21 protein-coding genes and 1 pseudogene are annotated in these 25,030 nt (G+C 60.8%); 7 read left to right on the top strand and 15 right to left on the bottom strand.

From position 1 onward, the window contains the following. Positions 1 to 20 precede the first annotated feature (20 nt). A complete protein-coding gene (coaD, locus tag PVV54_RS01340; RefSeq protein WP_274908238.1) occupies positions 21 to 500 on the top strand; it encodes a pantetheine-phosphate adenylyltransferase in 480 nt (159 codons plus the stop codon). A 109-nt stretch (positions 501 to 609) separates the two neighbouring features. Further along, the gene (locus PVV54_RS01335; RefSeq protein ID WP_274908237.1) at positions 610 to 861 is read left to right on the top strand and encodes a YfhL family 4Fe-4S dicluster ferredoxin; all 252 of its coding nucleotides are present in this window, start codon (positions 610 to 612) and stop codon (positions 859 to 861) included. 101 nt (positions 862 to 962) lie between these two features. On the opposite strand, the gene mutM is transcribed toward PVV54_RS01335, so the two are convergent. Next, entirely contained in the window at positions 963 to 1,775 is an 813-nt protein-coding gene (gene mutM, locus PVV54_RS01330) for a bifunctional DNA-formamidopyrimidine glycosylase/DNA-(apurinic or apyrimidinic site) lyase (protein WP_274908236.1), read from the bottom strand. 3 nt (positions 1,776 to 1,778) lie between these two features. Further along, positions 1,779 to 2,597 (bottom strand): HDOD domain-containing protein, encoded by an 819-nt coding sequence (locus tag PVV54_RS01325; RefSeq protein WP_274910368.1) that lies wholly within the window; start codon positions 2,595 to 2,597, stop codon positions 1,779 to 1,781. A 178-nt stretch (positions 2,598 to 2,775) separates the two neighbouring features. On the opposite strand from PVV54_RS01325, the gene PVV54_RS01320 reads away from it, so the two are divergent. After that, positions 2,776 to 3,972 (top strand): class I SAM-dependent rRNA methyltransferase, encoded by a 1,197-nt coding sequence (locus tag PVV54_RS01320; RefSeq protein WP_274908235.1) that lies wholly within the window; start codon positions 2,776 to 2,778, stop codon positions 3,970 to 3,972. Positions 3,973 to 4,010: 38 nt separating this feature from the next. Here PVV54_RS01320 and PVV54_RS01315 read toward each other — a convergent pair whose 3' ends face one another. Continuing rightward, the gene (locus PVV54_RS01315) at positions 4,011 to 4,685 is read right to left on the bottom strand and encodes a magnesium transporter (protein WP_274908234.1); all 675 of its coding nucleotides are present in this window, start codon (positions 4,683 to 4,685) and stop codon (positions 4,011 to 4,013) included. A 603-nt stretch (positions 4,686 to 5,288) separates the two neighbouring features. On the opposite strand from PVV54_RS01315, the gene ilvD reads away from it, so the two are divergent. Beyond that, on the top strand, positions 5,289 to 7,130 hold the full coding sequence (gene ilvD, locus PVV54_RS01310; RefSeq protein WP_274908233.1) for a dihydroxy-acid dehydratase: 1,842 nt from the start codon (positions 5,289 to 5,291) through the stop codon (positions 7,128 to 7,130). Between the two features lie 139 nt (positions 7,131 to 7,269). Here ilvD and PVV54_RS01305 read toward each other — a convergent pair whose 3' ends face one another. After that, positions 7,270 to 8,325 carry a haloacid dehalogenase-like hydrolase gene (locus PVV54_RS01305; RefSeq protein ID WP_274908232.1) on the bottom strand — a complete coding sequence of 352 codons (1,056 nt, stop codon included), beginning with the start codon at positions 8,323 to 8,325 and terminating at the stop codon, positions 7,270 to 7,272. Positions 8,326 to 8,566: 241 nt separating this feature from the next. Here PVV54_RS01305 and PVV54_RS01300 point away from each other — a divergent pair, with 241 nt between their 5' ends. Further along, positions 8,567 to 9,958 (top strand): L-cystine transporter, encoded by a 1,392-nt coding sequence (locus PVV54_RS01300; protein ID WP_274908231.1) that lies wholly within the window; start codon positions 8,567 to 8,569, stop codon positions 9,956 to 9,958. Between the two features lie 114 nt (positions 9,959 to 10,072). Here the strand turns inward: PVV54_RS01300 and PVV54_RS01295 are convergent, their stop codons facing one another. From PVV54_RS01295 to PVV54_RS01280, 4 genes are all read right to left on the bottom strand, one after another. Then, the gene (locus PVV54_RS01295) at positions 10,073 to 12,457 is read right to left on the bottom strand and encodes a TonB-dependent siderophore receptor (RefSeq protein ID WP_274908230.1); all 2,385 of its coding nucleotides are present in this window, start codon (positions 12,455 to 12,457) and stop codon (positions 10,073 to 10,075) included. 130 nt (positions 12,458 to 12,587) lie between these two features. After that, entirely contained in the window at positions 12,588 to 13,562 is a 975-nt protein-coding gene (locus PVV54_RS01290) for a FecR family protein (RefSeq protein WP_274908229.1), read from the bottom strand. Continuing rightward, entirely contained in the window at positions 13,559 to 14,083 is a 525-nt protein-coding gene (locus PVV54_RS01285; protein WP_274908228.1) for an RNA polymerase sigma factor, read from the bottom strand. The genes PVV54_RS01290 and PVV54_RS01285 overlap by 4 nt, the downstream gene beginning before the upstream one ends. A gap of 228 nt (positions 14,084 to 14,311) precedes the next feature. Further along, positions 14,312 to 14,824: a dihydrofolate reductase gene (locus tag PVV54_RS01280; RefSeq protein WP_274908227.1), complete on the bottom strand. Its 513-nt coding sequence runs from the start codon at positions 14,822 to 14,824 to the stop codon at positions 14,312 to 14,314. A gap of 54 nt (positions 14,825 to 14,878) precedes the next feature. On the opposite strand from PVV54_RS01280, the gene PVV54_RS01275 reads away from it, so the two are divergent. Both PVV54_RS01275 and PVV54_RS01270 read left to right on the top strand, forming a co-directional pair. After that, complete coding sequence (locus PVV54_RS01275) at positions 14,879 to 16,270, top strand: DUF2868 domain-containing protein (protein ID WP_274908226.1); 1,392 nt, start codon at positions 14,879 to 14,881, stop codon at positions 16,268 to 16,270. After that, positions 16,263 to 17,627, top strand: coding sequence for a GTPase/DUF3482 domain-containing protein (locus PVV54_RS01270; RefSeq protein WP_274908225.1), 1,365 nt, complete (start codon positions 16,263 to 16,265; stop codon positions 17,625 to 17,627). Before PVV54_RS01275 ends, PVV54_RS01270 begins: the two co-directional genes overlap by 8 nt. A gap of 738 nt (positions 17,628 to 18,365) precedes the next feature. Here PVV54_RS01270 and PVV54_RS01265 read toward each other — a convergent pair. From PVV54_RS01265 to PVV54_RS01235, 7 genes and pseudogenes are all read right to left on the bottom strand, one after another. Then, the gene (locus tag PVV54_RS01265) at positions 18,366 to 18,740 is read right to left on the bottom strand and encodes a hypothetical protein (RefSeq protein WP_274908224.1); all 375 of its coding nucleotides are present in this window, start codon (positions 18,738 to 18,740) and stop codon (positions 18,366 to 18,368) included. Further along, complete coding sequence (locus tag PVV54_RS01260) at positions 18,737 to 19,711, bottom strand: hypothetical protein (protein ID WP_274908223.1); 975 nt, start codon at positions 19,709 to 19,711, stop codon at positions 18,737 to 18,739. Before PVV54_RS01260 ends, PVV54_RS01265 begins: the two co-directional genes overlap by 4 nt. Before the next feature lie 9 nt (positions 19,712 to 19,720). After that, positions 19,721 to 20,208: pseudogene (locus tag PVV54_RS01255) on the bottom strand (Hcp family type VI secretion system effector). Between the two features lie 220 nt (positions 20,209 to 20,428). After that, positions 20,429 to 21,022, bottom strand: a complete 594-nt coding sequence (locus PVV54_RS01250; protein WP_274908222.1) for a phosphonate degradation HD-domain oxygenase — start codon at positions 21,020 to 21,022, stop codon at positions 20,429 to 20,431. Positions 21,023 to 21,038: 16 nt separating this feature from the next. Continuing rightward, the gene (locus PVV54_RS01245) at positions 21,039 to 22,064 is read right to left on the bottom strand and encodes a putative 2-aminoethylphosphonate ABC transporter substrate-binding protein (protein WP_274908221.1); all 1,026 of its coding nucleotides are present in this window, start codon (positions 22,062 to 22,064) and stop codon (positions 21,039 to 21,041) included. Between the two features lie 29 nt (positions 22,065 to 22,093). Continuing rightward, positions 22,094 to 23,818, bottom strand: a complete 1,725-nt coding sequence (locus PVV54_RS01240; RefSeq protein WP_274908220.1) for a putative 2-aminoethylphosphonate ABC transporter permease subunit — start codon at positions 23,816 to 23,818, stop codon at positions 22,094 to 22,096. 1 nt (position 23,819) lies between these two features. Next, positions 23,820 to 24,878 (bottom strand): putative 2-aminoethylphosphonate ABC transporter ATP-binding protein, encoded by a 1,059-nt coding sequence (locus PVV54_RS01235; protein WP_274908219.1) that lies wholly within the window; start codon positions 24,876 to 24,878, stop codon positions 23,820 to 23,822. Positions 24,879 to 25,030 lie beyond the last annotated feature (152 nt).

Here is a 25,030-nt window from a genome sequence, read left to right as displayed (position 1 = left end):
ACTCCAGCCAGGATGACGCGATGAACCGAGTGTTGTACCCGGGTACTTTCGACCCCATTACCAAAGGCCATGGCGACCTGGTCGAACGTGCCTCACGCCTGTTCGACCACGTGATCATCGCGGTGGCAGCCAGCCCGAAGAAAAACCCCCTGTTCCCGCTGGAACAACGGGTAGCGCTGGCCCGTGAGGTCACCAAGCACCTGCCCAATGTCGAAGTCATCGGCTTCTCGTCACTGTTAGCGCACTTCGCCAAGGAACAAGGTGCCAACGTGTTCCTGCGCGGCCTGCGTGCAGTGTCGGACTTCGAATACGAATTCCAGCTGGCGAACATGAACCGGCAACTGGCGCCCGACGTAGAGAGCCTGTTCCTGACGCCATCCGAGCGTTACTCGTTCATTTCCTCGACCTTGGTGCGTGAAATCGCTGCACTGGGCGGTGATATCAGCAAATTCGTCCATCCAGCGGTGGCCGAAGCGCTGACCGAACGATTCAAGAAGTAAGCCTTTAGCGCCTGATTATCGCGCCCGCGTGCACTGCGGGCGCGAATGCGGCACAATTGTGCCCATTGCGTTGAACATGCCCGGGCGCGGAGCCCCGGCCGGAGTCCCCATGTCCCTGATCATCACCGACGATTGCATCAACTGCGACGTCTGCGAACCCGAGTGCCCGAACGAGGCTATCTCCCAAGGCGAAGAGATCTACGTGATCGACCCTAACCTGTGCACCCAGTGCGTGGGCCATTATGACGAGCCACAGTGCCAGCAAGTTTGCCCGGTCGACTGCATCCCGCTGGATGAAGCGCATCCGGAGACTGAAGAGCAGTTGATGGCCAAGTACCGGCGCATAACCGGCAAGGAATAAGGTGCGTGGCACGGGCTTCGCCCGTGTCGCGGATGAATCCGCTCCTACAAGATCAGCGCCAGTCTTGTAGGAGCGGATTCATCCGCGATTGGCCCCCACAGTCAACGCTGACAGCGCGGGCAAAACACGCTGGCCCGCTGGCCCAGCTTCACTTCGCGTAAGGTCGTGCCGCACAGCTTGCACGGCATGCCACCCCGGCCATACACAAAAAGCTCCTGCTGGAAGTAACCTGGCTGCCCGTCGCCCCCAATGAAATCGCGCAAGGTCGTGCCGCCCTGCTCAATGGCCGCCGCCAGCACACGCTTGATTTCAATGGCCAGCTTCAGATAACGAGCCCGGGAAATCCCACCCGCTTCACGCCGCGGATCAATCCCCGCAGCAAACAGCGCCTCGGTCGCATAGATATTGCCCACACCCACCACCACTGCGTTGTCCATGATAAATGGCTTCACGGCCATCACCCGTCCGCGTGACAGCTGGAACAACCGTTCGCCGTCAAACAGGTCGGTCAGCGGCTCAGGCCCGAGGCGCAACAAGAGTTCATGGTTGAGTGGGTCAAGGCTCCAAAGCATTGCACCAAAACGACGCGGGTCGGTGTAGCGCAGCATCAAGCCAGACTCCAGCTCGATGTCCACATGCTCATGCTTGGCCGCCGGCAGCCCTACTTCAACCAGGCGCAGGTTGCCCGACATTCCCAAGTGGCTGATCAGCGTGCCCACCTCGGCATTGATAAGCAGGTACTTCGCCCGTCGCTCGACAGTGACAATCCGCTGCCCGGACAAACGCACATCCAGGTCTTCAGGAATCGGCCAGCGCAAGCGCCTGTCCCGCACCACCACACGGCTGACGCGCTGCCCTTCCAGGTGGGGGGCGATGCCGCGCCGTGTCGTTTCGACTTCAGGTAATTCCGGCATGACTCAATGCCCGCCCAGCTCGCGAATGTTCTGTTTGAGGTTTTCGAAGTCGTACTCCGACAACCCGATGTAGTCGAGCACCAGTGGCCCGACGGCGTTCCATTCGTGGTCCACACTCTGATTGCCCAGCACCCGATAGGACGCGCAGATGTGCTCCGCCATCTTCAGTACGGCCAGCAGGTTCTTCAATTGGCTCTGGGTATTGCGCGATGACTCTTCGCGGAAAATCGCCAAGGCGTTGTGGTGGTTGGCAATGGCTGCGCTCAAGTGCTCTGGCAAGCGCCAGGACTTGGCGGTGAAGTAACCGACCACCGAGTGATTGGTGTTGAAGGCACGGTTCTCGGTATCAACCACACGGGTTTCGGCATTGGCCTTGGCATAAGCTTCTTCCAGCACATCCATGTACTCGGGGAAGCGCTTGAGCATCAACGGCACGCCGCAATCATGGAACAACCCAAGCGTATAGGCCTCGTCTGCCGCTTGAATGCCGGTGCGCTTGGCCAGGGTCAGGCAGGTCATGGCCACGTCCTGGGCGGTATCCCAGAAGCGGTTGAGGGTGACGATGGTCTCATCGCTCATCTCGCCCTTGATCGACTGGGCGTTGATCAGGTTGATGATCGAACGGCTGCCCAGCAAATTCACGGCCCGCTGGATCGAGCCGATCTTGTTCGACAGGCCAAAATGCGGCGAATTGACCAGTTTGAGCAAGGCCCCCGACAGGCCCGGGTCCTGGGAAATCAGCTTGGCGATCGTTTCCAGGTCCGGGTCGGGCATGTACTGCTCGAACTGCAGGTCGACCATGATCTGCGGCTGCGGCGGAATGGTAATGCCTTGCAAGGCTTGCTGGATCTGTTCGGCGCTGAGTTCTTGGGACATGCGTACTTACTCGTTAAGGACGGGGGATTCTAACCCAGTTGCCTGCGCCAGCGCTTTGTCGCAGCCCGAACCGAATTGCGGGCCAACAGGTTATACTCCCGCTCTTTTTTCCCGGAGCGACGTCATGTCCCTGCCCAGCCTTCGCCTTAAAGCCAATGCCGACCGCCGCCTGCGCGCCGGCCACCTGTGGGTCTACAGCAACGAAGTCGACGTCGCCGCGACCCCGCTGCAGGGCTTGCAGGCCGGCCAACAGGCTATTCTCGAGGCTGCCAACGGCAAGCCACTGGGCGTGGTGGCACTGAGCCCGAACAACCTGATCTGCGCCCGGCTGCTGTCGCGCGACGCCAAGCTGCCACTGGACAAGTCGCTGCTGGTGCACCGCCTGAACGTAGCGCTGTCCCTGCGCGAGCGCCTGTTCGACAAGCCTTGCTACCGCCTGGTGTACGGTGATTCCGACCTGCTGCCTGGCCTGGTGGTTGACCGATTCTTCGATATCCTCGTTGTGCAACTGGCCTCGGCCACCATGGAACAGCACAAGGACGACGTGATCGCAGCACTGATTCAGGTACTCAAGCCAAGCGGCATCCTGTTCAAGAACGATTCGTCCGCCCGCGATGCCGAAGGCCTGCAGCGTTACGTCGAAACCGTTTACGGCGAAGTACCGGATTGGGTGCCGCTGGAAGAAAACGGCGTCAAATTCGAGGCCCCTGTCCGCGAAGGCCAGAAAACCGGCTGGTTCTATGACCACCGCATGAACCGTGCGCGCCTGGCCCCTTATGCAAAAGGCAAGCGCGTGCTCGACCTGTTCAGCTACATCGGCGGCTGGGGCGTGCAGGCTGGCGCATTCGGCGCCAGTGAAGTGTTCTGCGTGGATGCTTCGGGCTTTGCCCTGGATGGCGTTGAACGCAACGCGGCGCTCAACGGCATCAGTGAGAAACTGACCTGCATCGAAGGTGACGTGTTTGAGGCGCTGCGTGAGCTCAAAGCCGCCGAAGAGCGCTTCGACGTGATCATTGCCGACCCACCCGCCTTCATCAAGCGCAAAAAAGACCTGAAAAACGGCGAAGCGGCCTACCGCCGCCTCAACGAACAGTGCATGCGCATGCTGACCAAGGACGGCATTCTGGTGAGCGCTTCGTGCTCGATGCACCTGCCGGAAGATGACCTGAACAACATCCTGCTGACCAGCGCCCGCCACCTGGACCGCAACCTGCAACTGCTTGAACGCGGCGGCCAGGGTCCGGATCACCCGGTACACCCGGCTATTGCCGAGACGCGTTACATCAAGAGCATCACCTGCCGGTTGCTGCCAAACAGCTAACGCTGAAAACAGGGGGCCGCTTGACGGCCCCCTGTTTTTCACAAGCCCAATACGTAGGAAGCTATCCCGAAGTACACCAGGACGCCCGCCGCATCGGCAATTGAGGTGACCAGCGGGCCGCTTGCCGTCGCTGGGTCAAGTCTCAACTTGGTAAACATGAACGGCAAGCTCATGCCGATCAGGCTACCCAGCAAGACGATCACCAGCATGCTGCTGGCCACGATCAGAGCAATATCCGCCCCGCCGCGCAAAACTCCCAGCGACGCAACGGCTACCGCCATGGTGCCGCCCAGTGCCAATGCGACAGCGCATTCTCGCGCCAACAGGCGCAACCAGTCGCCCATGACCACTTCCCCCGTGGCCAGGCCGCGTACCATCAGGGTTGCAGACTGCGCGCCAGCGTTACCACCACTGTCCACCAGCAGCGGCAGGAAGAACACCAGCACGATATGTGCGGCGATGGTATCTTCGAAAGCAGCGATACCTGCCCCGGAAAACAGGTTGCCAAACACTAGCAGGACCAACCACAACACGCGCTTGCGATATAGCAGGCTGACCGTGGCATCCCTGAGATTGCCGACGTGGTTGGTGATCGATGCACCTTTGTGGAAATCTTCGGTGGCTTCCTGGCGTAGCTGTTCGATGGCCTCGCCCGTGGCTGGGACCGGATAGGCGGCCTTGCAGTGGATGCAGCTTGCATGGATGTGTTGCATAAGGTTCTCCAGGCGCCGACACGGGCACCCGCAAACCTCAGCCACACGGACTCAAGTCTTCGGAAGCCCTGGCGACAGCGCGCTCAGTGCCAATTTGCAGGTTCGCGATGAACTGAAACTGGGAAGGTCCATTGAAGTCGTGTCTCGTGGAGCCGCACATGCGGCGCAGGGATAGTAGTAAGGCCAAACACCAACGTCATCCGAAAATGGCGCACTTAGGGCATCTTCAGTATTAGCCTACGTCGAAAGTAAATTTTCTACCGCGCCTGCCCCACGTCATAGAGCGCAAGGTGGCGACCGGCAATACCTGCCAGTTGAGGGCAAAGCGCTGATATCTGCTAAAAAGAGGGGCCCGGCAGCTCTTTCCTGTCGCAATCCCCCTTTCAGTCACCCACATCCGCATTCCCTCGACGCGCCAGCGGTGTAGAATCGGCCTATTCATCGCCAGTCATCCCCCGGCGGGTTTATGAGCTCTGGTCGAGCACGCGGCGATCCCGCGCGGTTTCGGCCTCATCCGTGCCAGTGGCAACCGGCCTGCGGCACAAAGGACAAGAGAAGCTCACTCCCCTTTTAGTGACCTGATTTAGCCGCCAGGAGTGTTTCATGCCTGATTATCGTTCCAAGACTTCGACCCAAGGCCGCAACATGGCCGGCGCCCGTGCCCTGTGGCGCGCCACCGGCATGAAGGACGAAGATTTCAAGAAGCCGATCATCGCTATCGCCAACTCGTTCACCCAGTTCGTCCCGGGCCACGTGCACCTGAAGGACCTGGGCCAACTGGTTGCCCGCGAAATCGAACGCGCCGGTGGCGTGGCAAAAGAGTTCAACACCATCGCGGTCGACGACGGCATCGCCATGGGCCATGACGGCATGCTGTACTCCCTGCCGAGCCGCGAGATCATCGCCGACGCCGTGGAATACATGGTCAATGCCCACTGCGCCGACGCCATCGTGTGCATTTCCAACTGCGACAAGATCACCCCCGGCATGCTGATGGCGGCCCTGCGCCTGAACATTCCGGTGATCTTCGTTTCCGGTGGCCCGATGGAAGCCGGCAAGACCAAGCTGGCCAGCCACGGCCTGGACCTGGTCGATGCCATGGTCATCGCCGCCGACTCCACTGCCAGCGACGAAAAAGTCGCCGAGTACGAGCGCAGCGCTTGCCCGACCTGCGGTTCGTGCTCCGGCATGTTCACCGCCAACTCGATGAACTGCCTGACCGAAGCCCTGGGCCTTGCCCTGCCAGGCAACGGTTCGACCCTGGCCACTCACGCCGACCGCGAACAGCTGTTCCTGACCGCTGGCCGTACCATTGTCGAGCTGTGCAAGCGTTACTACGGCGAAAACGACGAGTCGGTATTGCCGCGCAGCATCGCCAACTTCAAGGCATTCGAAAACGCCATGATGCTCGACATCGCCATGGGCGGTTCGACCAACACCATCCTGCACCTGCTGGCAGCAGCTCAGGAAGGTGAAGTGGCATTCGACCTGCGTGACATCGACCGCCTGTCACGCAAAGTACCGCAGCTGTGCAAAGTGGCGCCGAACATCCAGAAGTACCACATGGAAGACGTCCACCGCGCTGGCGGCATCTTCAGCATCCTCGGCTCGCTGGCCCGTGGCGGCCTGCTGCATACCGACCTGCCGACCGTGCACAGCCGCAGCATGGAAGAAGCCATCGCCAAGTGGGACATCACCCAGACCGATGACGAAGCCGTGCACACCTTCTTCAAGGCAGGCCCGGCCGGCATACCGACCCAAACGGCCTTCAGCCAGTCGACGCGCTGGGAAACCCTGGACGACGACCGTGAAAACGGCTGCATCCGCAGCTTCGAGCACGCCTACTCGCAAGAAGGCGGGCTGGCCGTGCTGTACGGCAACATCGCCCTTGATGGCTGCGTGGTGAAAACCGCTGGTGTCGATGAGTCGATCCACGTGTTCGAAGGCAGCGCCAAGATCTTCGAGAGCCAGGACAGCGCCGTGCGCGGCATCCTCGCCGACGAAGTGAAGGCTGGCGACATCGTGATCATCCGCTACGAAGGCCCGAAAGGCGGCCCGGGCATGCAGGAAATGCTCTACCCGACGTCGTACTTGAAGTCCAAAGGCCTTGGCAAAGCGTGCGCACTGCTCACCGATGGCCGCTTCTCGGGCGGCACTTCGGGCCTGTCTATCGGCCACGCCTCGCCGGAAGCGGCTGCTGGCGGCGCCATTGGCCTGGTGCGCGACGGTGACAAGGTGTTGATCGACATCCCCAACCGTTCGATCAACCTGCTGGTCAGCGATGAAGAGCTGGCTGCACGCCGCGTCGAGCAGGACCAGAAAGGCTGGAAGCCGGCGGAAGTTCGCCCTCGCAAGGTGACCACTGCCCTGAAGGCTTACGCGCTGCTGGCGACCAGTGCCGACAAAGGTGCTGTGCGTAACAAGGCGATGCTGGAAGGGCTGTAAGGCTCTTTCGCAGCAATGAAGACCGGCGCCAGGTGCGCCGGTTTTTTATGCCTGTAACGGCGCCATCGCGGATAAATCCGCTCCTACAGGCGGTGTTGTACCTGTAGGAGCGGATTTATCCGCGATGAGGCCCGCACAACTACTGAATCTGCTCCGGCGTCACAATCACCCAATTCTTGTCCGCTGTCACCGGCAACCCTTCCTTGGCCTGCGCCGCCGCATTCTTGGCAATCATGCCGTTCAGCTGATCCATGTACTTGGCCTTGCGGTTTATCCACAGGTGGATGCCGCCCTTGCCCACATCCACACCGTGGAATTGCATGTAGCCATCACTGGTCGGGGTATCACCGCCCACCAGCACGGGCTTTTTCCATTCATCAATGTAGGTAAGGATCGCCGCCTGCTTGCCCGCCATCCAGGTGGCCGGGGTCCACAGGTAAGGCGTCAGCTCCATGCCCTCGTTGGCGCTGGCAACGTAATGCCCTGCACTGATCTGTTTGCGTGCGGTGGTCAACTGCCCGCTGCTGCGGTCCTTGAGCAGCAGGCTCACGCCGATCACGTTTTCAGGCTTTACGTTGTAGCCGTACTTCGGGTCCGAGGCGACCATGCGCACCAGTTCTTCGGAAGCCGCTGAAATCACGTACACCTCGATGCCGTTTTCCATCAGCTTGTTGTAAAGCTCGGCCTGGCCGGTGAAAACCTTGGGGGGCTGAACTTCGATGGATTTGACCTGATCCCCTTCGTAGTACGTGCTTGAGATCAGCTTGTGCGACGCCATCATCTCGTCGACCTGTGCTTTGAGCTCCTTGAGGGTAAAGCCCGAGAACACCTGGGCTACCCACGGGTAGCACACCATGTCGTCCAGTTCGCACAGGCGGTAGTAATAACTGAACAGGCTTTCCTTGTGGTCAGCGGTGTCCTTGAACGGGATCAGCTTCAGTGAGGGGTCCAGCTTGTCACGGGTAAGCAGCCCTTTGTTCTCCATGAAGGGCAGCAAGGCTTCTTCAAGGTCAAAGCGGTAACTGGTGTTGTCCATGTCGAACACCGCGTAGTTACCTTTGTGGGCATTGGCGGCAATCATGGCATCCAGTTGCCGGGCGGCTTCAGGCGGCCAGTGCTTGAGCTCGGTGGCAAAGGTTTCGACACTGAACAGCAGCGACAGCCCGGCGGCGAGCATTTTCGGAGCGAACTTCATGTGCGGATCTCCTGAAAAGGTCGTCAGAAGCTAGACCATCAACCCCTCAAGGCAGCCTCTGGCAACGACCTTTGCGCGTGTTTAAACGCCGTGTTCATTGCTATTTCCGACAGTTCGTTATTCCATAAACGACTATGCAAATGCCTTTTGGGTATAAATTCGTTTGTTTTCAGGCTGTTAGCATTTCCGTTCGCAATCGCTCACAGAGGCGATGCCTCTACTGCTTTTTCCTGGAGCTTCAATGAACCTGCCGCTGTCCCTTAACTTGTTGGCGTTCCTGGCCCTGCTGCTGGGCCTGGCGCAAACCCGCCGTACCGACTGGACCCTGGCCAAAAAAGTGCTGCTCGGCCTGGTGCTGGGCGTCCTGTTCGGCTTGGTACTGCACACGATCTATGGCGCCGGCCACCCCGTGCTGAAAGCCACCATCGGCTGGCTCGACCTGGTCGGCAACGGCTACGTTGGCCTGCTGCAGATGATCGTCATGCCGCTGATCTTCGCATCGATCCTCAGCGCCGTGGCGCGCCTGCACAACGCGTCCTCGCTCGGGCGCATCAGTGTGCTCAGCATCGGCACCCTGCTGCTGACCACGGCCATCGCCGCGCTGATCGGCATCGCCCTGACCAATTTGTTCGGCCTCAGCGCCGAAGGTTTGGTGGCCGGCGCCCAGGAAAGCGCCCGCATGCAGGCCATCCACAGCGACTATGCCGGAAAGGTTGCCGACCTCAATATCCCGCAGCTGTTGCTGTCGTTCATCCCCAGCAACCCGGTGGGTGACTTGGCGCGGGCCAAGCCGACTTCGATCATCAGCGTGGTTATTTTTGCCGTGTTCGTTGGCCTGGCTGCATTGCAACTGATCAAGGACGATGCCGAAAAAGGCCGCAGCGCCCTGTCGGCCATCGACACTTTGCAGGCCTGGGTCATGCGCCTGGTGCGCCTGGTAATGAAGCTCACCCCCTACGGCGTGCTGGCACTGATGACCAAGGTAGTGGCCAGTTCCAACCTGGACGACATCCTCAAGCTGGGCAGTTTCGTGGTGGTGTCGTATATCGGCCTGGGCCTGATGTTCGTGGTGCACGGCATCATCCTCGCCGCCACCGGCGTCAGCCCGCTGCGCTTCTTCCGCAAGGTATGGCCGGTGCTGACCTTTGCCTTCACCAGCCGCTCAAGCGCTGCCAGCATCCCGCTGAACATCGAGGCGCAAACCCGCCGCCTGGGCGTGCCGCAGTCCATTGCCAGCTTCAGCGCTTCGTTCGGGGCGACCATTGGCCAAAACGGTTGCGCGGGCCTGTACCCGGCGATGCTGGCCGTGATGGTAGCGCCGGCCGTGGGCATTGATACCTTCGACCCGCTGTGGATCGCGACCCTGGTCGCTATTGTTACCCTGAGTTCGGCAGGTGTGGCCGGCGTTGGCGGTGGTGCAACTTTCGCAGCACTGATCGTGCTGCCGGCCATGGGCTTGCCGGTAGAGCTGGTGGCCTTGCTGATTTCGGTGGAACCGCTGATCGACATGGGCCGTACGGCGCTGAATGTGAACGGTTCGATGACCGCGGGCGTGGTGACCAGCCAGTTGTTGAAAGAAACCGACAAGGATGTGCTGGCGGGTGATCAGCATGCCGAGCTAAGCCATACCTAAACGTTACTCCATCCCTTGTAGGAGCGGATTTATCCGCGAACACCGGCGAAGCCGGTGCCGTCCACCGCGTGGTCTGTTTCGCGGATGAATCCGCTCCTACAAGGATTGCGTCAATCAGTATGCCGCGCGCAGCGTCAACGTCAGGTTGCGCGGCTCGCCATAGAAGTTCGAGCCCCAGGCGCTGTCCACACGCTCGTAATATTTGCGGTCGAACAGGTTGTTGGCCGTCAGCGTGCTGCTCAGGTGCTTGTTGAAGCGGTAGCCGACCTGCGCGGTGGCCACGGCATAGCCACCCTGCACAAAGTCCACATCGCGCTTGTAGTACGTTTCGCTGACTACGCGCACCCCGCCACCCACGCTGAACCCGGCCAGCGGCCCATCGCTGAACTGGTAGCGTGTCCACAAGTTGAAGTTGTGCTTGGGCGTGATGCTGATGCCTTGGTAGTTTTCGTCGCTCATCGACTTGAGCATCGTAAAGGCATAACCCGTGCTGATGCTCCAGTTGTCGGTCAGGTTGCCGGAAAGCTCGGTTTCCCACCCCTGGCTGCGCACTTTGGCCTGGGCCTCGTAGAACGCCGTCTGGCTGACCGACTGTGCGCGGTTTTCATCGTAGATGCGAAACAGCGCCACGCTGCCATTGAGGCGGCCATCCAGAAACTCGCGTTTCAAACCCAGTTCATATTGCTTGCCTTTGCGCGGGTCGAGCGGCTGACCATCGGCATCCACCTCGGTCTGTGGCTTGAAGATGCTGGTATAGCTGGCATAGGCCGACAACTCGGGCGTGAGCTTGGCCACAAGCGCCGCGTACGGGATCACCTTGCGGTCAATATTGGTGTCGGTACGGGTGAAGTTGTTGAAGAACGGGTTTTCGTTACGCGCTTCACTGTCGAACCAGCTCACCCGGCTGCCGACGATCACATCCAGCCAGTCTGTCGCACTGATCTTCGCCCGCGCATACAGGCCGTACTGGTTGGACTTCGACCAGTTGCCGTTGACCATCTCATAGTCACGCTTGGGGATGTCGATGCTGCCCGGGTCGAACACATTGATGGGGAAGTACTCACCACCGCCGTAGGTGAAGTCCTTGTCCAGGTGCTGATACTCCGCACCTACGGTGAACTCGTGTTCTCGCCCGAACGCTTGTGCCGGGAACGTGACAAAGCTGTCCAGCCCAAGGCTCTTGATGTGCGTGTAATAGGCGTATGCCACTGCCCAACTGTCACCCGTTTGCGGGTTGACCGCGTCATCGCTCCAGGTGAAGTTGCGGGTTGGCGTTTCAGCATCGCGGTAGGTCAGCGAGGTCTTGAACTGGCCACCGTCCTCCAGGGCGTGGTCGACTTCGAAGAAGCTTTCCCATAGGCGCTCGTCCAGTTCGTTCCATTTGGCGTCGACAAAGGTCGAGCGGCTAACATCAAGCAGCTTGCCGTCGGCGTATGCCGGCAGGCCGAACGCCGGGGTGGAGTTGTTACGTTGGTAGGCACCGCCCAGGGAAAGGGTGGTAGCGGGCGTGATGTCGTACTCAAGCCGCCCGTAGATCATGGGCCGCTCGTTCTGTGCGTAATCGACGAACGACTGGTTGTTTTCGTAGGCAGTTACAAAGCGCCCCCGCAAGGTGCCCTCATCGTTCAGCGGCCCGGTGACATCGACCGTGGAGTGATAGCGGTCGTAGCTCCCGGCAGACAGCTCCCCTGCGAGTGCAAACTGCCCAAGCGCACGCTTGCGAACGAGATTGATAGTGCCGCCCGGCTCGCCTGCCCCTTGATAAAGGCCAGAAGGCCCCCGCAGCACTTCAACCCGGTCGAACATTGCCAAGTCAAAACTGGTGGCCATGTCGCCTTGGCCAGTACGTTGGGATACGCCATCGACCTGCACTTGGTCGACCAGGAAGCCGCGCATGTACACATCGTTAAGGTTGGAGCCGGAGTTGTAGGCCTTGATGGTAGTCCCAGTCACCTGGCGCATGGCGTCCTGCAGGCTGTTCATGTTCTGGTCGTCCAGCCGCTGGCGGGTTACTACCGAGACTGACTGGGGGATGTCTTTGAGCTTCTGCTCGCCTTTGCCAATGGTCAGCGCGCCAGTGGTGTAGGAACCACTACCCTCGGTGGTTGCGCCCAACGATTTACTGTCGACCCGCGTGGCACCCAGTTGCAGCGATGTGTCGTCTGCACTGCGGGCGCGTTCCAGCGTCACGCTGTCACCATCAATGTAGGTGGCGCTCAGCCCGGTGCCGCTGAGCAGCCGTGCCAAGGCCTGCTCCTGTGGATAACTACCGCTGACGCCAGGGGAGCGCAGGCCACGGGTAAACTCGCCAGGTACCAGCACTTGCACCCGCGTCACCGCACTGAAGGCGGCCAGGGCCGAATCCAGTGATTGCGCCGGGATACTGAAGCGGTAAGCACGAGCCTCAGCGAACGCCTGAGTGGTTAAAAACACTGCGTTAGCGCCGCAACCCAGGGCGATGGCCAAACCAAGCGCGGTTCGCGTGGCGATGATTTTCATTGGTAGAGCTCCCCCGAACATATCCAGATGAACAGCGCGGCACTGTCTGAGAGTGCTTATTATTTGCGCCTACCCCATCAAGGACGTCGGTGTTAGGGGAAACCCTGAAACTTTCCTGAATTTTTTTTGCTCAGCGTTCGCGCAGGATGCGCAGGTAGGGGGTGTATTGCTCCGCACTCAGCCCCAAGGTGTGGGTCAATGCCTTGATGACTGCCTGGGGTTTGTCGATTTCAAACACGCCAGACACCTTGCGCGCTCGCAAGTTATCCCCAAGCACCAACGTCTGGCCCGGCCAGTAGCGGTTCAGTTCATCCACCACTTCGGCCAAAGGGCGCTGGCTGAACACCAGTTGGCGATGGCGCCAGGCAAATGCGCTGGCGGGTTCGAACGCATGCGCGGCAGCAAGGGTACTGGCACTGTATTCGACAGCTTGCCCCGGCTCCAGAAACACGCCCGGGCCTTGGCCTGCGTTGACCTCGACCTTGCCCTGCTCGACCTGCACACGCGTTTGCCCATCAGCCCGCTCAACACTGAAGCGGGTGCCCACAACGCGCACCCAGCCGTCGCCTGCGTGCACCACAAAAGGCCGGTCAGGATTGCGCGCCACGTCAAACCAGGCCTCGCCACGCAGCAGCGTGACACGCCGTTCGTTGGCGAGCATCTCAACCTGCACCGCACTGTCGGTGTTGAGTTCCAGCCGCGAACCATCGCCCAGCTGAACGCTGCGGGCCTCACCAGTGACGGTGGCGTAGTCGGAGCGCCAACGGTCGAGCCAAGGCGTTTGGGCAAACAAAAAACCAAGTAGCAAAACCGCCGCCACTGCTTTTGGCCATGCCCAGCGCACCGGCTTGCGCCAGGCATCGTGCTGTTGTTGGCGAATTGCCCTGGCAGGTGCCTGCAGCGCCCCCAACAGCACGATCACTTCGTCCCAGGCCTGCACACGGTCCGTGCCTTTGGCTTTCCAGGCGGCGAACGCCTCATGCTCATCGGCGGTAGCATCGTCCGCCTGCAAGCGGTAATACCAGGCCGTGGCTTCGGCGAACAACTGCTCGCTGTCGGGTATTTCGCTCATGGGGATGGTCGGGTTCTCGGTATCGGTACTCATGGCCGCGGCCTCCCGGCCAGTTGCGCCTTGATGAAGGCACGGCAGTCGAGCAGCGCACGGCGCAGCTGGTACTCGACGCTACGCGGGGTGACATTCATGCGCTCGCCGATCTCGCGGTAGCTGCAACCGTCGACATGATAGAGCAGGAAGATATGCCGGGTCGCCTCAGGCAGCGACTGGATCGCCGCCTGCATCAGGGCCTGCTGTTGCTGGTCGGCCAGCTGGTCTTCGGCAGCCTGCACGTCGCTGGCCAGATCTTCGCTCGGCTCACCGCCCTCCATGCGCTCACGGCGGATGGCCTGGCGCTGGTGGTCACGCACCAGGTTGCTGGCGATGGTGAAAAGAAAGGCTGGCAGGTTGTCGATCTGCTTGTCGGCAGGCAGCCGCGCCAGGCGCAGGAACGATTCCTGCGTCAGGTCAGCGGCCACCTGGGCATTGCCGGTACGCCGGGCAACAAAGGCTTCCAGCGCCTTTTTCTGCTCGGTGAACAGCCGGGTGATCTGCTTGTTCCATGAAGACACGGCACGTCCTGGCTCTGGGCCTCAAGAGGAGCGCACGCTAGCAGAAGATGAGATGAATTCGCAATTGTTGAGCGCCGCTCACGCGGCGCATCGCGGATAAATCCGCTCCTACAGGTGTAACAAGGCAGGCAACCATGGCCTGTAGGAGCGGATTTATCCGCGACGCGCCGCGTGAGCGGCGCTCGATCTCACCAACACCAAACACCTGTCGTCAAGCCCCAACCTGCCTCAACGCTTATCCCAAACCTCAAAGTGATAAGCCGTCCCGTCTTCAGTTTGCGGTTCACTGGACACCCGTTGCCACTGTGCCTCATCGAACTCAGGGAACCACGCATCCCCTTGCGGCGATAGCTCGACCCGGGTCAGGTACATGCGGCTCACCAGCCCCTTCTCCAACGCCTGCCCATACAGCTGCGCACCACCGATCAGCATCAGCTCATCGACACCCTGCTCACGCGCCCACTGCTCGGCCCGCACCAGTGCTGCCTCAAGCGATGCGAACACTTCGGCACCGGCCAGCTCCAGGCCCGGCTGGCGGCTGACCACGATGTTCAACCGCCCAGGCAGCGGCCGACCCAGTGAGTCCCACGTCTTGCGCCCCATGATGATCGGCTTGCCCAGGGTGGTGGCCTTGAAGTACTTGAAATCCCCAGGCAGGTGCCAGGGCATGGAGTTGTCGATGCCGATCACGCGGTTCTCGGCGTGAGCCGCGATCAGGCTGAGGGGGAGTGAGGTAGTCATGCCGGCGAGGATAGCAAACCCGTGGTGGGTTATGCTTCTGCCCTGAACTGTGCAATGGAAGACCTTGTGACTGGACCGACTCCACTGGACAAGCGCTGGCTTACCGAAGCGGTACGCCTGCGCGAAGAACACGCCGGCCCCCTGGAGGACCAGGAAGCCAACCGCCATGCCCGCCAGCGGGGCGGCGACCTGGCGGCACGTATCGAAGCCCGGGCGTTGTTTTTGGCCGAACGCGACGGCATGGCTGCAGCCCTGCGCCATTGGAAGCAGGGCGCGCGGCTGGCGTTGATCGCGTTGATGGTGCTGGCCGTGCTCAGCGGCGCAGGCTTGGCCTTTGCGGCGCTGGGTGACGGGCTGCGCCCGGTCAACGTGTTCTGGGCCCTGGGTAGCCTGCTTGGGCTGAATGTGCTGATGCTGCTGGGCTGGGCCGTCGGCCTGGCATTGAGCGGCGAACATGGTGCCAGCCTTGGGCGCTTGTGGTTGTGGCTGAGGGAGCGCTTCGCCCGCGATGCCCAAGCGGCGCAGCTTGCCCCGGCGCTGCTGGTGCTGCTGCAGCGCCAGCGCCTTAACCGCTGGCTGCTGGGCTTGTTGGTTCATGGCCTTTGGCTGCTGGCCATGCTCAGCGCCTTGGTGGTATTGCTGACGCTGCTCGCCACCCGGCGCTACGGCTTCGTGTGGGAAACCACCCTGCTGGCAGCCGACCCATTCGTGCACCTGACCCAGGCACTCGGCGCCCTGCCCTCGTTGCTGGGCTTCGCGGTGCCCGACGAATCGATGATCCGCACCAGCGGCGACACCCTCCCCGCCCTCGACATCGCCCGCCAGGCTTGGGCCAGTTGGCTGCTCGGCGTGGTGCTGGTCTATGGCCTGCTGCCCCGCCTGCTGCTGGCTGGCCTGTGCCTGTTGCGCTGGCGCCAGGGCCGCAAGTGCCTGATGCTGGATCTTAGCCTGCCCGGTTATGCACAACTGCGCGAAGCCCTAATGCCACGCAGCGAACGCATCGGCGTGCAGGACGCAGCCCCAGAAGCCTTGCCGCAGTTTCAAACCGGTCAGCTTGAACCAGGCAGCTCAGGCGCCCTGCTGGTCGGGCTGGAGCTGGACGATCAGCGGCCCTGGCCGCCAGCGCTGCCCAAAACCGTTACCGATGCCGGCGTGCTCGACAGCCGCGAGTCGCGCAACAAGCTGCTGGAACAACTCAGCCGCTTCCCCCCGGCACGCCTGGCCATCGCCTGCGACCCCCGCCGCTCGCCCGACCGCGGCAGCCTGGCGTTGCTGGCCGAGCTGGCCCGCAATGCCGGCGCCACGCGCATCTGGCTGCTGCAGGCAGCCCCAGGCCAAGCGCTGGACGCAGCGCGCCTTGGCGACTGGCACGAAGCCCTGGACCGTCTCGGCCTGCCCCACGCCGACACCTCGCCCCTGACCTGGCTGGAGCATGGCCATGACTGAGCCGCTGAAACTGGCCGTGGTCGGCCACACCAACGTCGGCAAGACCTCGCTGCTGCGCACCCTCACCCGCGACGTGGGCTTTGGCGAAGTCTCCCACCGCCCCAGCACCACGCGCCATGTAGAAGGTGCACGCCTGTCGGTGGACGGCCAGCCGCTGCTTGAACTCTACGATACGCCCGGGCTGGAAGATGCCATTGCCTTGCTCGACTACCTGGAGCGCCTGGAGCGCCCGGGTGAACGGCTGGACGGCCCTGCCCGTCTGGAGCGTTTTCTTCAGGGCAGCGAGGCGCGCCAGCGGTTCGAACAGGAAGCCAAAGTGCTGCGCCAGCTGTTGGCCAGCAATGCCGGCCTGTATGTGATCGACGCCCGCGAGCCGGTACTGGCCAAATACCGCGACGAACTGGAGGTACTGGCCAGTTGCGGCAAGCCACTGTTGCCAGTGCTCAACTTCGTCGCCAGCAGCCAGCACCGCGAGCCCGAATGGCGCGATGCGCTGGCCCGCCTGGGCCTGCACGCGCTGGTGCGTTTCGACAGCGTGGCGCCGCCGGAGGATGGTGAGCGTCGCCTTTACGAGAGCCTGGCGTTATTGCTGGAGGACGCCCGCCCGTCGCTGCAACGCTTGATCGACGACCAGCAAGCACAGCGTTTGGCACGCCAGCAAAGCGGCAAGCGCCTGATTGCCGAATTGCTGCTCGACTGCGCTGCGTGCCGACGCAGCGTGGAGGCTGAACCTGCTGCCGAAGCCCAGGCTATCGAGGCCTTGCGACGCGAGGTCCGCCAGCGTGAACAACGCTGCGTGGAAGCCTTGCTCAAGCTTTATGCCTTCCGCCGTGAAGATGCCAATGCCGGTGACCTGCCGCTGCTGGATGGGCGCTGGGGAGACGACCTGTTCAACCCCGAAACGTTGAAGCTGCTGGGCGTGCGCCTGGGCAGCGGCGTGGCGGCGGGTGCTGCGGCGGGCGCGGGTGTGGACCTGCTGGTCGGCGGCCTGACCCTTGGCGCTGCCGCATTGGCCGGCGCCATTGCTGGTGGTGCACTTCAAACTGCCCGCAATTACGGCTCACGGTTGATGGGCAAGCTCAAGGGCCAGCGTGAACTGACCGTTGACGACAATGTGCTGCGCTTGCTGGCATTGCGCCAACAACAGCTGATGGTGGCGCTGGAGAACCGGGGGCATGCGGCTCAAGACAGCATTCGCCTGGCAGCGCTGGATGAAAAGGCTTGGCGCGAGGGCAAACTGCCCGAGGCGCTGAGCAAAGCGCGGGCGCATCCGCAATGGTCGACGCTCAACCCGGGGGCACGGGTGAATCAGGCAGAGCGGCAGGAGCAGTTGGAGGCGCTGGTTTTGCAGATTTGAGATAGCAGCCCTGGCATTGCTTTTGTAGGAGCGGCCTCGCCGGGATGCCGGACCGGTCGGAAAGGGCTGCGCAGCAGCTCCTAGGATTTCGAGTTCACCGCAGAACTTGCTGGTGCTATCCGCAGAATAGATCCAGATAAGCGACACCTGACAAGGACAACAACGTAACTCCCCACATGAAAACCATAAAAACCCTCAGTCCGCTGGGAAACTGTCGCACTTGCTCCAAGTCCTACAAGACAACATGAAAACGCCTAAGACAGAGGAACGCAATGAATGCCACCAACATCACATTCCAAAGCGCCACTAAAATTATTCGCATAATTACAGGAAAGCGCTCTACCTCCTGCAGATCAACCAACCCTCTGCAACTAAAAACCTTGGGCATAGTAAGCAATATTGAAACCGTACAAACTCTCATTACGCGCCCAGCCAGGCCAACACGAGCGTAAAGACTTTTGTTATCCGTCACAAATTTTGAATTCGATAGTAGTGACTCTATTCTATCCAAGTAGCGCCACGAAATATAAGTTAAACACAGCATACACAGCAGCGCCAAGGCAAAACACGAGAAGACAACCCAATTAATACCACTACTACTCATTGACCAGACTCACGATAAAGCGCCAATACAAACTACTGCAACCGTGCCGAAGGCAACAACATCAAACATCACAGCGCATACAGCTGCAGCTAAACCTCTAAACAAGCAGTTACAACTGGAGAGCAATGCAAAAGCTACTGCATAACTAAATAGCTCCATACTCTGAAAGCAACCATCATCAGAAAAGAGAAAACGAGGATTAACAGCCCCCCCACAACAACCCTCCTTATCCCACTGGGAAAACGCTCGATTTCAGTCAAGTCGACAAGCCCCCTGCGGGCATAGGGGCCTGGCACTAACAGCACGCCTCCGATGATACATATTCGCACAACCTTCCCGATCATTCCTGCCCCGGAAAATGTAACCTTCAGATCTTTAATATACTTTGAGTTAGCCAGCAACTCCTCGACCGCATCAATATACTTATAAGCCACATATATCAGCAACAACATAGACAGGCAGCCCGGGCCTAAAATAGCCATCCAAATAAGGGCAGGTTCGATATTCATTCCGCCACCTTCCGATACAGGTACTCACCGATGACTTCACCACCCTCCGCTCCTATATCTCCGCCAACAACACCGCCCAGCGCGCCCCCCAACACCGCACAGACAAGAGCACCAGGCCCCGTGGTAACGCCCAGCACGAAAGTACAACCAGCAGTGGCAAAAAAACTCCCCACAGAACCTCCCACACCTCCCCCACCCAATCCCAACACTAAGGAGCTGCCCTGGACATACTTGGCTTTTGTGCACTCACTTTCTCTACCAAGTGTGCAAGCTTTGTGAACATCGAGCGCCGTGGATGCAACATCAAGCCCAACGCCAATGTACGTACCCTTCTTCACTAACGCCGCCGCCCTAGAAACCCCAGCAATTTTTTCCGCGTAACCAGCTAATTCGCCGGTATGCAGGTAGCTCTTGGTGGATATCTCAAGTGCCCTCTTCGCTGCCCCTTTGTTACGTAAGGCAGAACCGTAAGCAGCTATCCTACTCAGCTGCTCATCCAGCCTCATGAACAACGCCATGCGCTTTGCATAAAACTCATCACGCGAACGGTTCGTACCATTTCCCAAGTACTTTCGGTGGAGCTGCTCGATTTCTTCCAGCGTTGCTTTGATATCTTCGAGGTACCGGCTCCATCCATCAGCAGCTGCTCCCGCCCCTATGGAAGCGTGCGCCAGAAGACTTTTCAACATCTCATAGTTATCCAGCAAAAAGTCATCCACCCCAGCGCCATTGATCTCAAGCTGATGATGTATCCCCTCTGCCTTCGCCATCAGGAATGCTTCATGCCCCGTGCACATAGGCGTGCTGGGGTCACCAACAATCACAAGCTCCCCACCAACGACCACACCATTGGCGATATGCGCATTCAACACATCAAACTTGGCCCGCTGATTCGCGGTCATGGGCGTGTCGGCCTTCAGCGATTCATACGTCTGCGCGTGCTGATTGATAAAGCTGCGTGCCTCGGACATGGTCGCACCTCACGCATACTTTTTGTTGTTGATGCGGTCCCAGCCGCCGGTCACGTTGCCGCCGGCACTGCCATCCAGGCGCTTCTGCCGTGTGTAGGTGGTCTTGATACGGCCGTAGTTCAACTGCACCACCTCCACCGGCACCCCGGCACTGGCGCTCTGGGTGTAGTCGGCGATGATCACTTCCTCAAGGACCACTTCGTAGTACTGAGCTTCTCGCCACCGGCACGGCACACCACCAACTTCACTTCTTTCAGGTGCTGGCCCGCACAGCTGGCTTCGAGCAGCTTGCAACTGGCGCTGTCCAGGTTCTTGGTGAAGGTGAAGTTGGTGAAGGCGGTACGCCCGGAGGATGCGCCACCCGCGGAGCTTGCGGTGGCAGAGGTGCTCTGGTTGGCACCGAACTTGTAGCCGATGATCTCGATCCAGTTGGCGTACTGCTCGTCCAGTGCTTCGCCAGTGATGTCGGTAATTTGAATATAAGCATCGAAAGCCATGCTTACCTCTCCTTGGTAATGTTGGGCTGATGACGACGATTTTCGGACACCGTCGTCTGTCGGATGTTCCTGAGGGCTTAGGGCGCATCGTCCCGTTCGCCATTAGGTTCGGTTGACACTAGTTCCCTGTGTCAACCGGCGCAATAGTACGCGTCAGCTCAAACAAACTTTGGGAAATTTCCTACAAATTTGACGATGAACACGGCTTGATTACGTAAAATTATGTTTCCAACTGACGCATAGCCCACGGTGAACCGCGTTGCTTCTGTAGGAGCGCCAGCGCTTTGGACTGAAGGGTAGCCAGCTTGATTACCGGCACCCCAACTTCCTTGGCCATTTCATCCCACTCGCGCATCCGCAGGCTCACCGCGAATAACGGGTCGCGCTCAAACGCATCCGCCTCACCCTCGCTCATCACCCCACCCTGATACGCCAAGGTGCGCCGGCTGGCCTCGCTCAACCGCTCGTAATACCCAGGCTGGCGCAGTGTGAGATAACGCTTGGCCTCCACGTGATACTCCACCAGCCGCGTCATGCGCTCGCCAAACCCGCAGCGGCGCAGGTACTCGGCGCCGATGCGTTCGTGGCTGACTACGCCATAACCACCCATGCTGGCGTCACCGCCGCACAGGTGGCCGATGTCGTGGAAGAAAGCCGCCAGCACCACTTCGTCGTCATAACCTTCGGCCATGGCCAGTTGCGCGGCCTGGGACATGTGTTCGAGCTGGGTGATGGCTTCGCCGATGTAGTCGTCGCTGCCATGTTGCTCATACAAGGCGAAGGTACGTTCGATGATTTCAGCTGGCGTAGGCATGGTTTGGCTCCTGACGTTATTGTTGTGCCACTTTCTCCGACTTGCCGTCATAGCGTTTGCGCCATTCGGCCAAAATCTGGTCACGGTTTTTTGAAGCCCAGGCAAAGTCGTTCTTGATCAGCCGTTGCTCGTAGTCAGCCGGCAACTCGGTTTGCGGTTTGGCAATACCCGGTGCCGCCAGCACGGCAAAGTTCTCTTTATACAACTCCATGGCCGCCGGGCTGGCCGAGAAATCGGCCAGGCGCTTGGCCGCTTCTGCCTTGTCTGTGCCTTTGATCACAGCGGTCGCTTCGATTTCCCAGCCCAGGCCTTCCTTGGGCAGCACGATATCGAGCGGCGCACCCTGGCGCTTGAGCTGCATGGCCGGGTACTCGAACGAAATGCCGATCGGGAATTCGCCCGCTGCCGCCAGCTTGCAGGGCTTGGAGCCGGAATGAACATACTGGCCGATATTCTGGTGCAAGGCGTCCATGTAGGCCCAACCCTGCGGCTCGCCAAAGGTTTGCAACCAGGCACTCACATCCAGGAAGCCGGTACCGGACGAGGCCGGGTTAGGCATGACGATCTTGCCCTTGTACTCAGGCTTGGTCAGGTCCTGCCAGCTGATGGGCTTGCTCAGGCCTTGTTTCTCGGCCTCGATGGTATTGAAGCAGATGGTCGCGGCCCACACGTCCATGCCCACCCAGGCCGGCGGGTTGGCGGCGTCGCGGTAGTTGGGCGAAATGGTACCCAGGTCTTTCGGCGCATAGGCTTCAAGCATGCCGTGCTGGTCGAGGATCGCCAGGCTGGACGCGGCCAGGCCCCACACTGCATCCGCTTGTGGGCGGTCCTTTTCTGCCAGCAGCTTGGCGGTGATGATGCCCGTGGAGTCGCGTACCCACTTGATCTCGATGTCCGGGTTGGCTTTCTCGAACGCCTGCTTGTAGGCCTTGAGCTGCTCAGCCTCCAGGGCGGTGTACACGGTCAGCTGCGTGTCGGCGGCCGAGGCCTGCAGGCTGAATACGGCGGATACGGCAGCGGCAAGTGCGAGTGGCTTGAACATGGTGCGTTTCCTTCAGTGTGGGCAGTCGGTCAATGGCCGGGCGCGCGCTGGCGCCAGGCTTGGGAGCGGCGCAGCAGGCCGCGGGATGCACCGGCCAGCAGCAAGGACGCCGCTGCGCTGGTCAGCAAAATCAGGGTGGACATGGCGGCTGCACCGCCAACGTTGCCGGCGTCGTCCATGTTCAGCACGGCGACAGCGGCGAGGATGGTGTCGGGGCTGTAGAGGAAGATCGCGGCCGAGACCGTGGTCATCGCCGAGACGAACAGGTAGCGAATGATGTCCAGCAGGGCGGGCAGGCAGATCGGCACGGTGACCCGCATGAAGTGCTTGTAAAGCGGGGCCTTGAGCGACAGCGCGGCGGCCTCGAACTCGCCGTCGAGCTGGCGCAGCGCAGTGGCTGCGGTCATCTGCGCGGTGGTCAGGTAGTGGGCGATGGTGCACACCACCAACAGCCCCATACCGCCATAGAACACGTGCAGCGGGTTGCCGTTGAGGTTGAAGAAGAAGACATAGCCCAGGCCCAGCACCAGCCCGGGGACTGCCATGGGAATGAAACTGAGCAGGCGCAGAACTTGATTGAGCAGGCGCTGGCCTTGGGTCTTCTCCATCAGGTAGGCACCGGTGAAGATCACGACGCTGCCGACCAACGCGGTGCAGATGGCCATGGTCACGCTGTTGCGGTAGGCCAGCCAACCACCGCCGGCAGTGTCCTCGAACATGTAGTGTTTGAACGACAGCGTCATGTTGTAGGGCCAGAAGGTGACCAGCGACGAGTACACCGCCATGCCCACCACCGCTACCAGCACAGCACACACCAGCAGCACGATTGCCAGGAAGCAGGCATCGCGCAGGCGCGACGGCTTGGGCATGAAGGCCTGGGCGCGGCCACTCATGGCCTCGCCCTGGCGGCGCCGCAGCCAGGCATCGACGCTGAAGCTGAGCAGCGCTGGCACCAGCAGCACCATGCCGATCAAGGCGCCACGGCCAAACTGCTGTTGCCCGACCACCGCCTTGTAGGCTTCCAGCGCCAGCACCTGATAATCGCCGCCCACCACGACCGGCACGCCGAAGTCGGTGATGGTAAGGGTGAACACCAGGCAGAACGCCGCGAATACGGCCTGGCGCGTCGCCGGCCATGTAATGCTGTGAAACGCTCGCCAAGGGCCGGCGCCCATGCTGGACGCCGCGTCGAACAGTCGCGCGTCGGCCAGGGACAACGCCGAGAGCAGGATCATCAGGGCGTGGGGGAAGGTGTAGATCGCTTCACCCAGGACAATGCCCCAGAAGCCATAAATGTTGTCGTCCAGTAGCCCGCGCAGCAGGCCCTGGTTGCCGAACAGATAAACCAGCGCGATGGCCGGCAGCATCGACGGCGCCAGCAGCGGCAGTAGCGAGATACCGCGCCACAGGCCTTTGGCCGGGATCAACGTGCGCTGAAGGGCGTAGGCAAACAGGTAGGCCAGCGGGATGACGATGGCCGCGACGGTAAAGGCCACCGACAAGCTGTTGCCCAGTAGCCAACGGAAGTTTTCGCTGGCGAACAGTTCTCGGGCCGCCAGCAAACCACCGCCCTGGCTGGCATCACCACTGAAGCCTCGCCAGAAAATCGCCAGCAACGGCATCAGCACCGCCAGCACCAAAAGCAGCAGCAACAGGCTCTTGCCACCGATGACGAACAGGCGATCACCCAGGGCGGCGCTACCCTGCGACGCGCGCGTGGCCTGAGCAAGCGGCAGGGACATTGGCGCGGCCATCTCAGGCAAACACCTGCAGGCTCTGCGGTGGCAAGGCCACCCAGATGTCCTGCGAACCCAGGCGCGGCATGGCTTCCGGTGCAAGTTCCGCGAGCAACGCGTGGCCGGGCAAAGCCTTGAACTCGAAGCTCATGCGGCAGCGGTTGCCCAGGAAGGTGATTTCGCGGACCTTGGCCGGGAACAGGTTTTCCTCATGCACCACCGGGTTGACGGTGATCGCTTCCGGGCGGCAAAACAGCCGGCCGCTGCGGGTATGCGGGGCATCGGCAGCCAGGCGCATGTTCATGGTGCCGACCTGGGCATGGCTGTCGCCACTGCGCTGGAACGGCAGCCAGTTGCCTTGCCCGACGAACTCGGCCACGAACGGTGTGGCAGGCTGGTCGTAGATGGCCTGAGGGGTGGCGTACTGTTCAACCTGGCCATTGTTCATCACCGCAATGCGGTCGGCCATGAGCATGGCTTCGTCCTGGTTGTGGGTGACCATCAACGTGGTGATGCCAAGCTGGCGTTGCAGTTGGCGCAGCTCGGTGCACAGGTGCTCACGCACCCGGGCGTCCAGCGCCGACATGGGTTCATCAAGCAGCAACAATGAAGGCGATGGGGCCAGGGCACGGGCCAGCGCGACACGCTGCTGCTGGCCGCCGGACAATTGGCCGGGGTATTTCTTTTCGCTGCCGGCCAGGCCAACCAGCTCAAGCATCTCACCTACACGAAGGCGGTTTTCCTCGCGGCCGGTGCCGGTCAGGCCGTAAGCAATGTTGGCTTCGACAGTGAGATTAGGGAACAACGCATAGGACTGAAACAGGATGCCGTAGTCCCGGGCCTGGGGCGGCAGCTCGGAAATGTTGCGCTCACCGATGAACAGTTCACCGCGGTCCTGGCGCTCCAGGCCGGCGATGCAGCGCAGTAGCGTTGTTTTGCCGCACCCGGAAGGGCCCAGCAGGCACACCAGCTCGCCGGCGGCAACGTCCAGCGACACATCGTTAAGCGCTGTGAAAGCACCGAAGCGCTTGTGGATACCGCGCACTTTCATGTGTGCGCCAGGGGTGGCATGGGTCATGGCAAGGCCTCATCGAAGAGATGGGGCCATGCTAGGAAGGCTGTGCGAAGGTTCTGTGGCGTTGGGGCAAAAGCGAGTGATAGTAGTATAGGCAGATTTGGTAGTGGCCTTTAGGGCCTTATCGCGGATGAATCCGCTCCTACACCGGCCCA

It is taken from the genome of Pseudomonas sp. PSKL.D1 (assembly GCF_028898945.1).
In the GTDB taxonomy this organism is placed as follows: Bacteria; Pseudomonadota; Gammaproteobacteria; order Pseudomonadales; family Pseudomonadaceae; genus Aquipseudomonas.
Note: the sequence above shows the minus strand (reverse complement) of the source record. Positions and strands in the feature narration are given on the sequence as shown.

Excerpts from the sequence above, each read along its gene's own strand:
- coaD (WP_274908238.1), top strand. The coding sequence starts at position 21 with ATGAACCGAGTGTTGTACCCGGGTACTTTCGACCCCATTACCAAAGGC.
- PVV54_RS01335 (WP_274908237.1), top strand. The coding sequence starts at position 610 with ATGTCCCTGATCATCACCGACGATTGCATCAACTGCGACGTCTGCGAA.
- mutM (WP_274908236.1), bottom strand. The coding sequence starts at position 1,775 with ATGCCGGAATTACCTGAAGTCGAAACGACACGGCGCGGCATCGCCCCC.
- PVV54_RS01320 (WP_274908235.1), top strand. The coding sequence starts at position 2,776 with ATGTCCCTGCCCAGCCTTCGCCTTAAAGCCAATGCCGACCGCCGCCTG.
- PVV54_RS01315 (WP_274908234.1), bottom strand. The coding sequence starts at position 4,685 with ATGCAACACATCCATGCAAGCTGCATCCACTGCAAGGCCGCCTATCCG.
- ilvD (WP_274908233.1), top strand. The coding sequence starts at position 5,289 with ATGCCTGATTATCGTTCCAAGACTTCGACCCAAGGCCGCAACATGGCC.
- PVV54_RS01305 (WP_274908232.1), bottom strand. The coding sequence starts at position 8,325 with ATGAAGTTCGCTCCGAAAATGCTCGCCGCCGGGCTGTCGCTGCTGTTC.
- PVV54_RS01300 (WP_274908231.1), top strand. The coding sequence starts at position 8,567 with ATGAACCTGCCGCTGTCCCTTAACTTGTTGGCGTTCCTGGCCCTGCTG.
- PVV54_RS01295 (WP_274908230.1), bottom strand. The coding sequence starts at position 12,457 with ATGAAAATCATCGCCACGCGAACCGCGCTTGGTTTGGCCATCGCCCTG.
- PVV54_RS01290 (WP_274908229.1), bottom strand. The coding sequence starts at position 13,562 with ATGAGTACCGATACCGAGAACCCGACCATCCCCATGAGCGAAATACCC.
- PVV54_RS01280 (WP_274908227.1), bottom strand. The coding sequence starts at position 14,824 with ATGACTACCTCACTCCCCCTCAGCCTGATCGCGGCTCACGCCGAGAAC.
- PVV54_RS01275 (WP_274908226.1), top strand. The coding sequence starts at position 14,879 with ATGGAAGACCTTGTGACTGGACCGACTCCACTGGACAAGCGCTGGCTT.
- PVV54_RS01270 (WP_274908225.1), top strand. The coding sequence starts at position 16,263 with ATGACTGAGCCGCTGAAACTGGCCGTGGTCGGCCACACCAACGTCGGC.
- PVV54_RS01265 (WP_274908224.1), bottom strand. The coding sequence starts at position 18,740 with ATGAATATCGAACCTGCCCTTATTTGGATGGCTATTTTAGGCCCGGGC.
- PVV54_RS01260 (WP_274908223.1), bottom strand. The coding sequence starts at position 19,711 with ATGTCCGAGGCACGCAGCTTTATCAATCAGCACGCGCAGACGTATGAA.
- PVV54_RS01250 (WP_274908222.1), bottom strand. The coding sequence starts at position 21,022 with ATGCCTACGCCAGCTGAAATCATCGAACGTACCTTCGCCTTGTATGAG.
- PVV54_RS01245 (WP_274908221.1), bottom strand. The coding sequence starts at position 22,064 with ATGTTCAAGCCACTCGCACTTGCCGCTGCCGTATCCGCCGTATTCAGC.
- PVV54_RS01240 (WP_274908220.1), bottom strand. The coding sequence starts at position 23,818 with ATGGCCGCGCCAATGTCCCTGCCGCTTGCTCAGGCCACGCGCGCGTCG.
- PVV54_RS01235 (WP_274908219.1), bottom strand. The coding sequence starts at position 24,878 with ATGACCCATGCCACCCCTGGCGCACACATGAAAGTGCGCGGTATCCAC.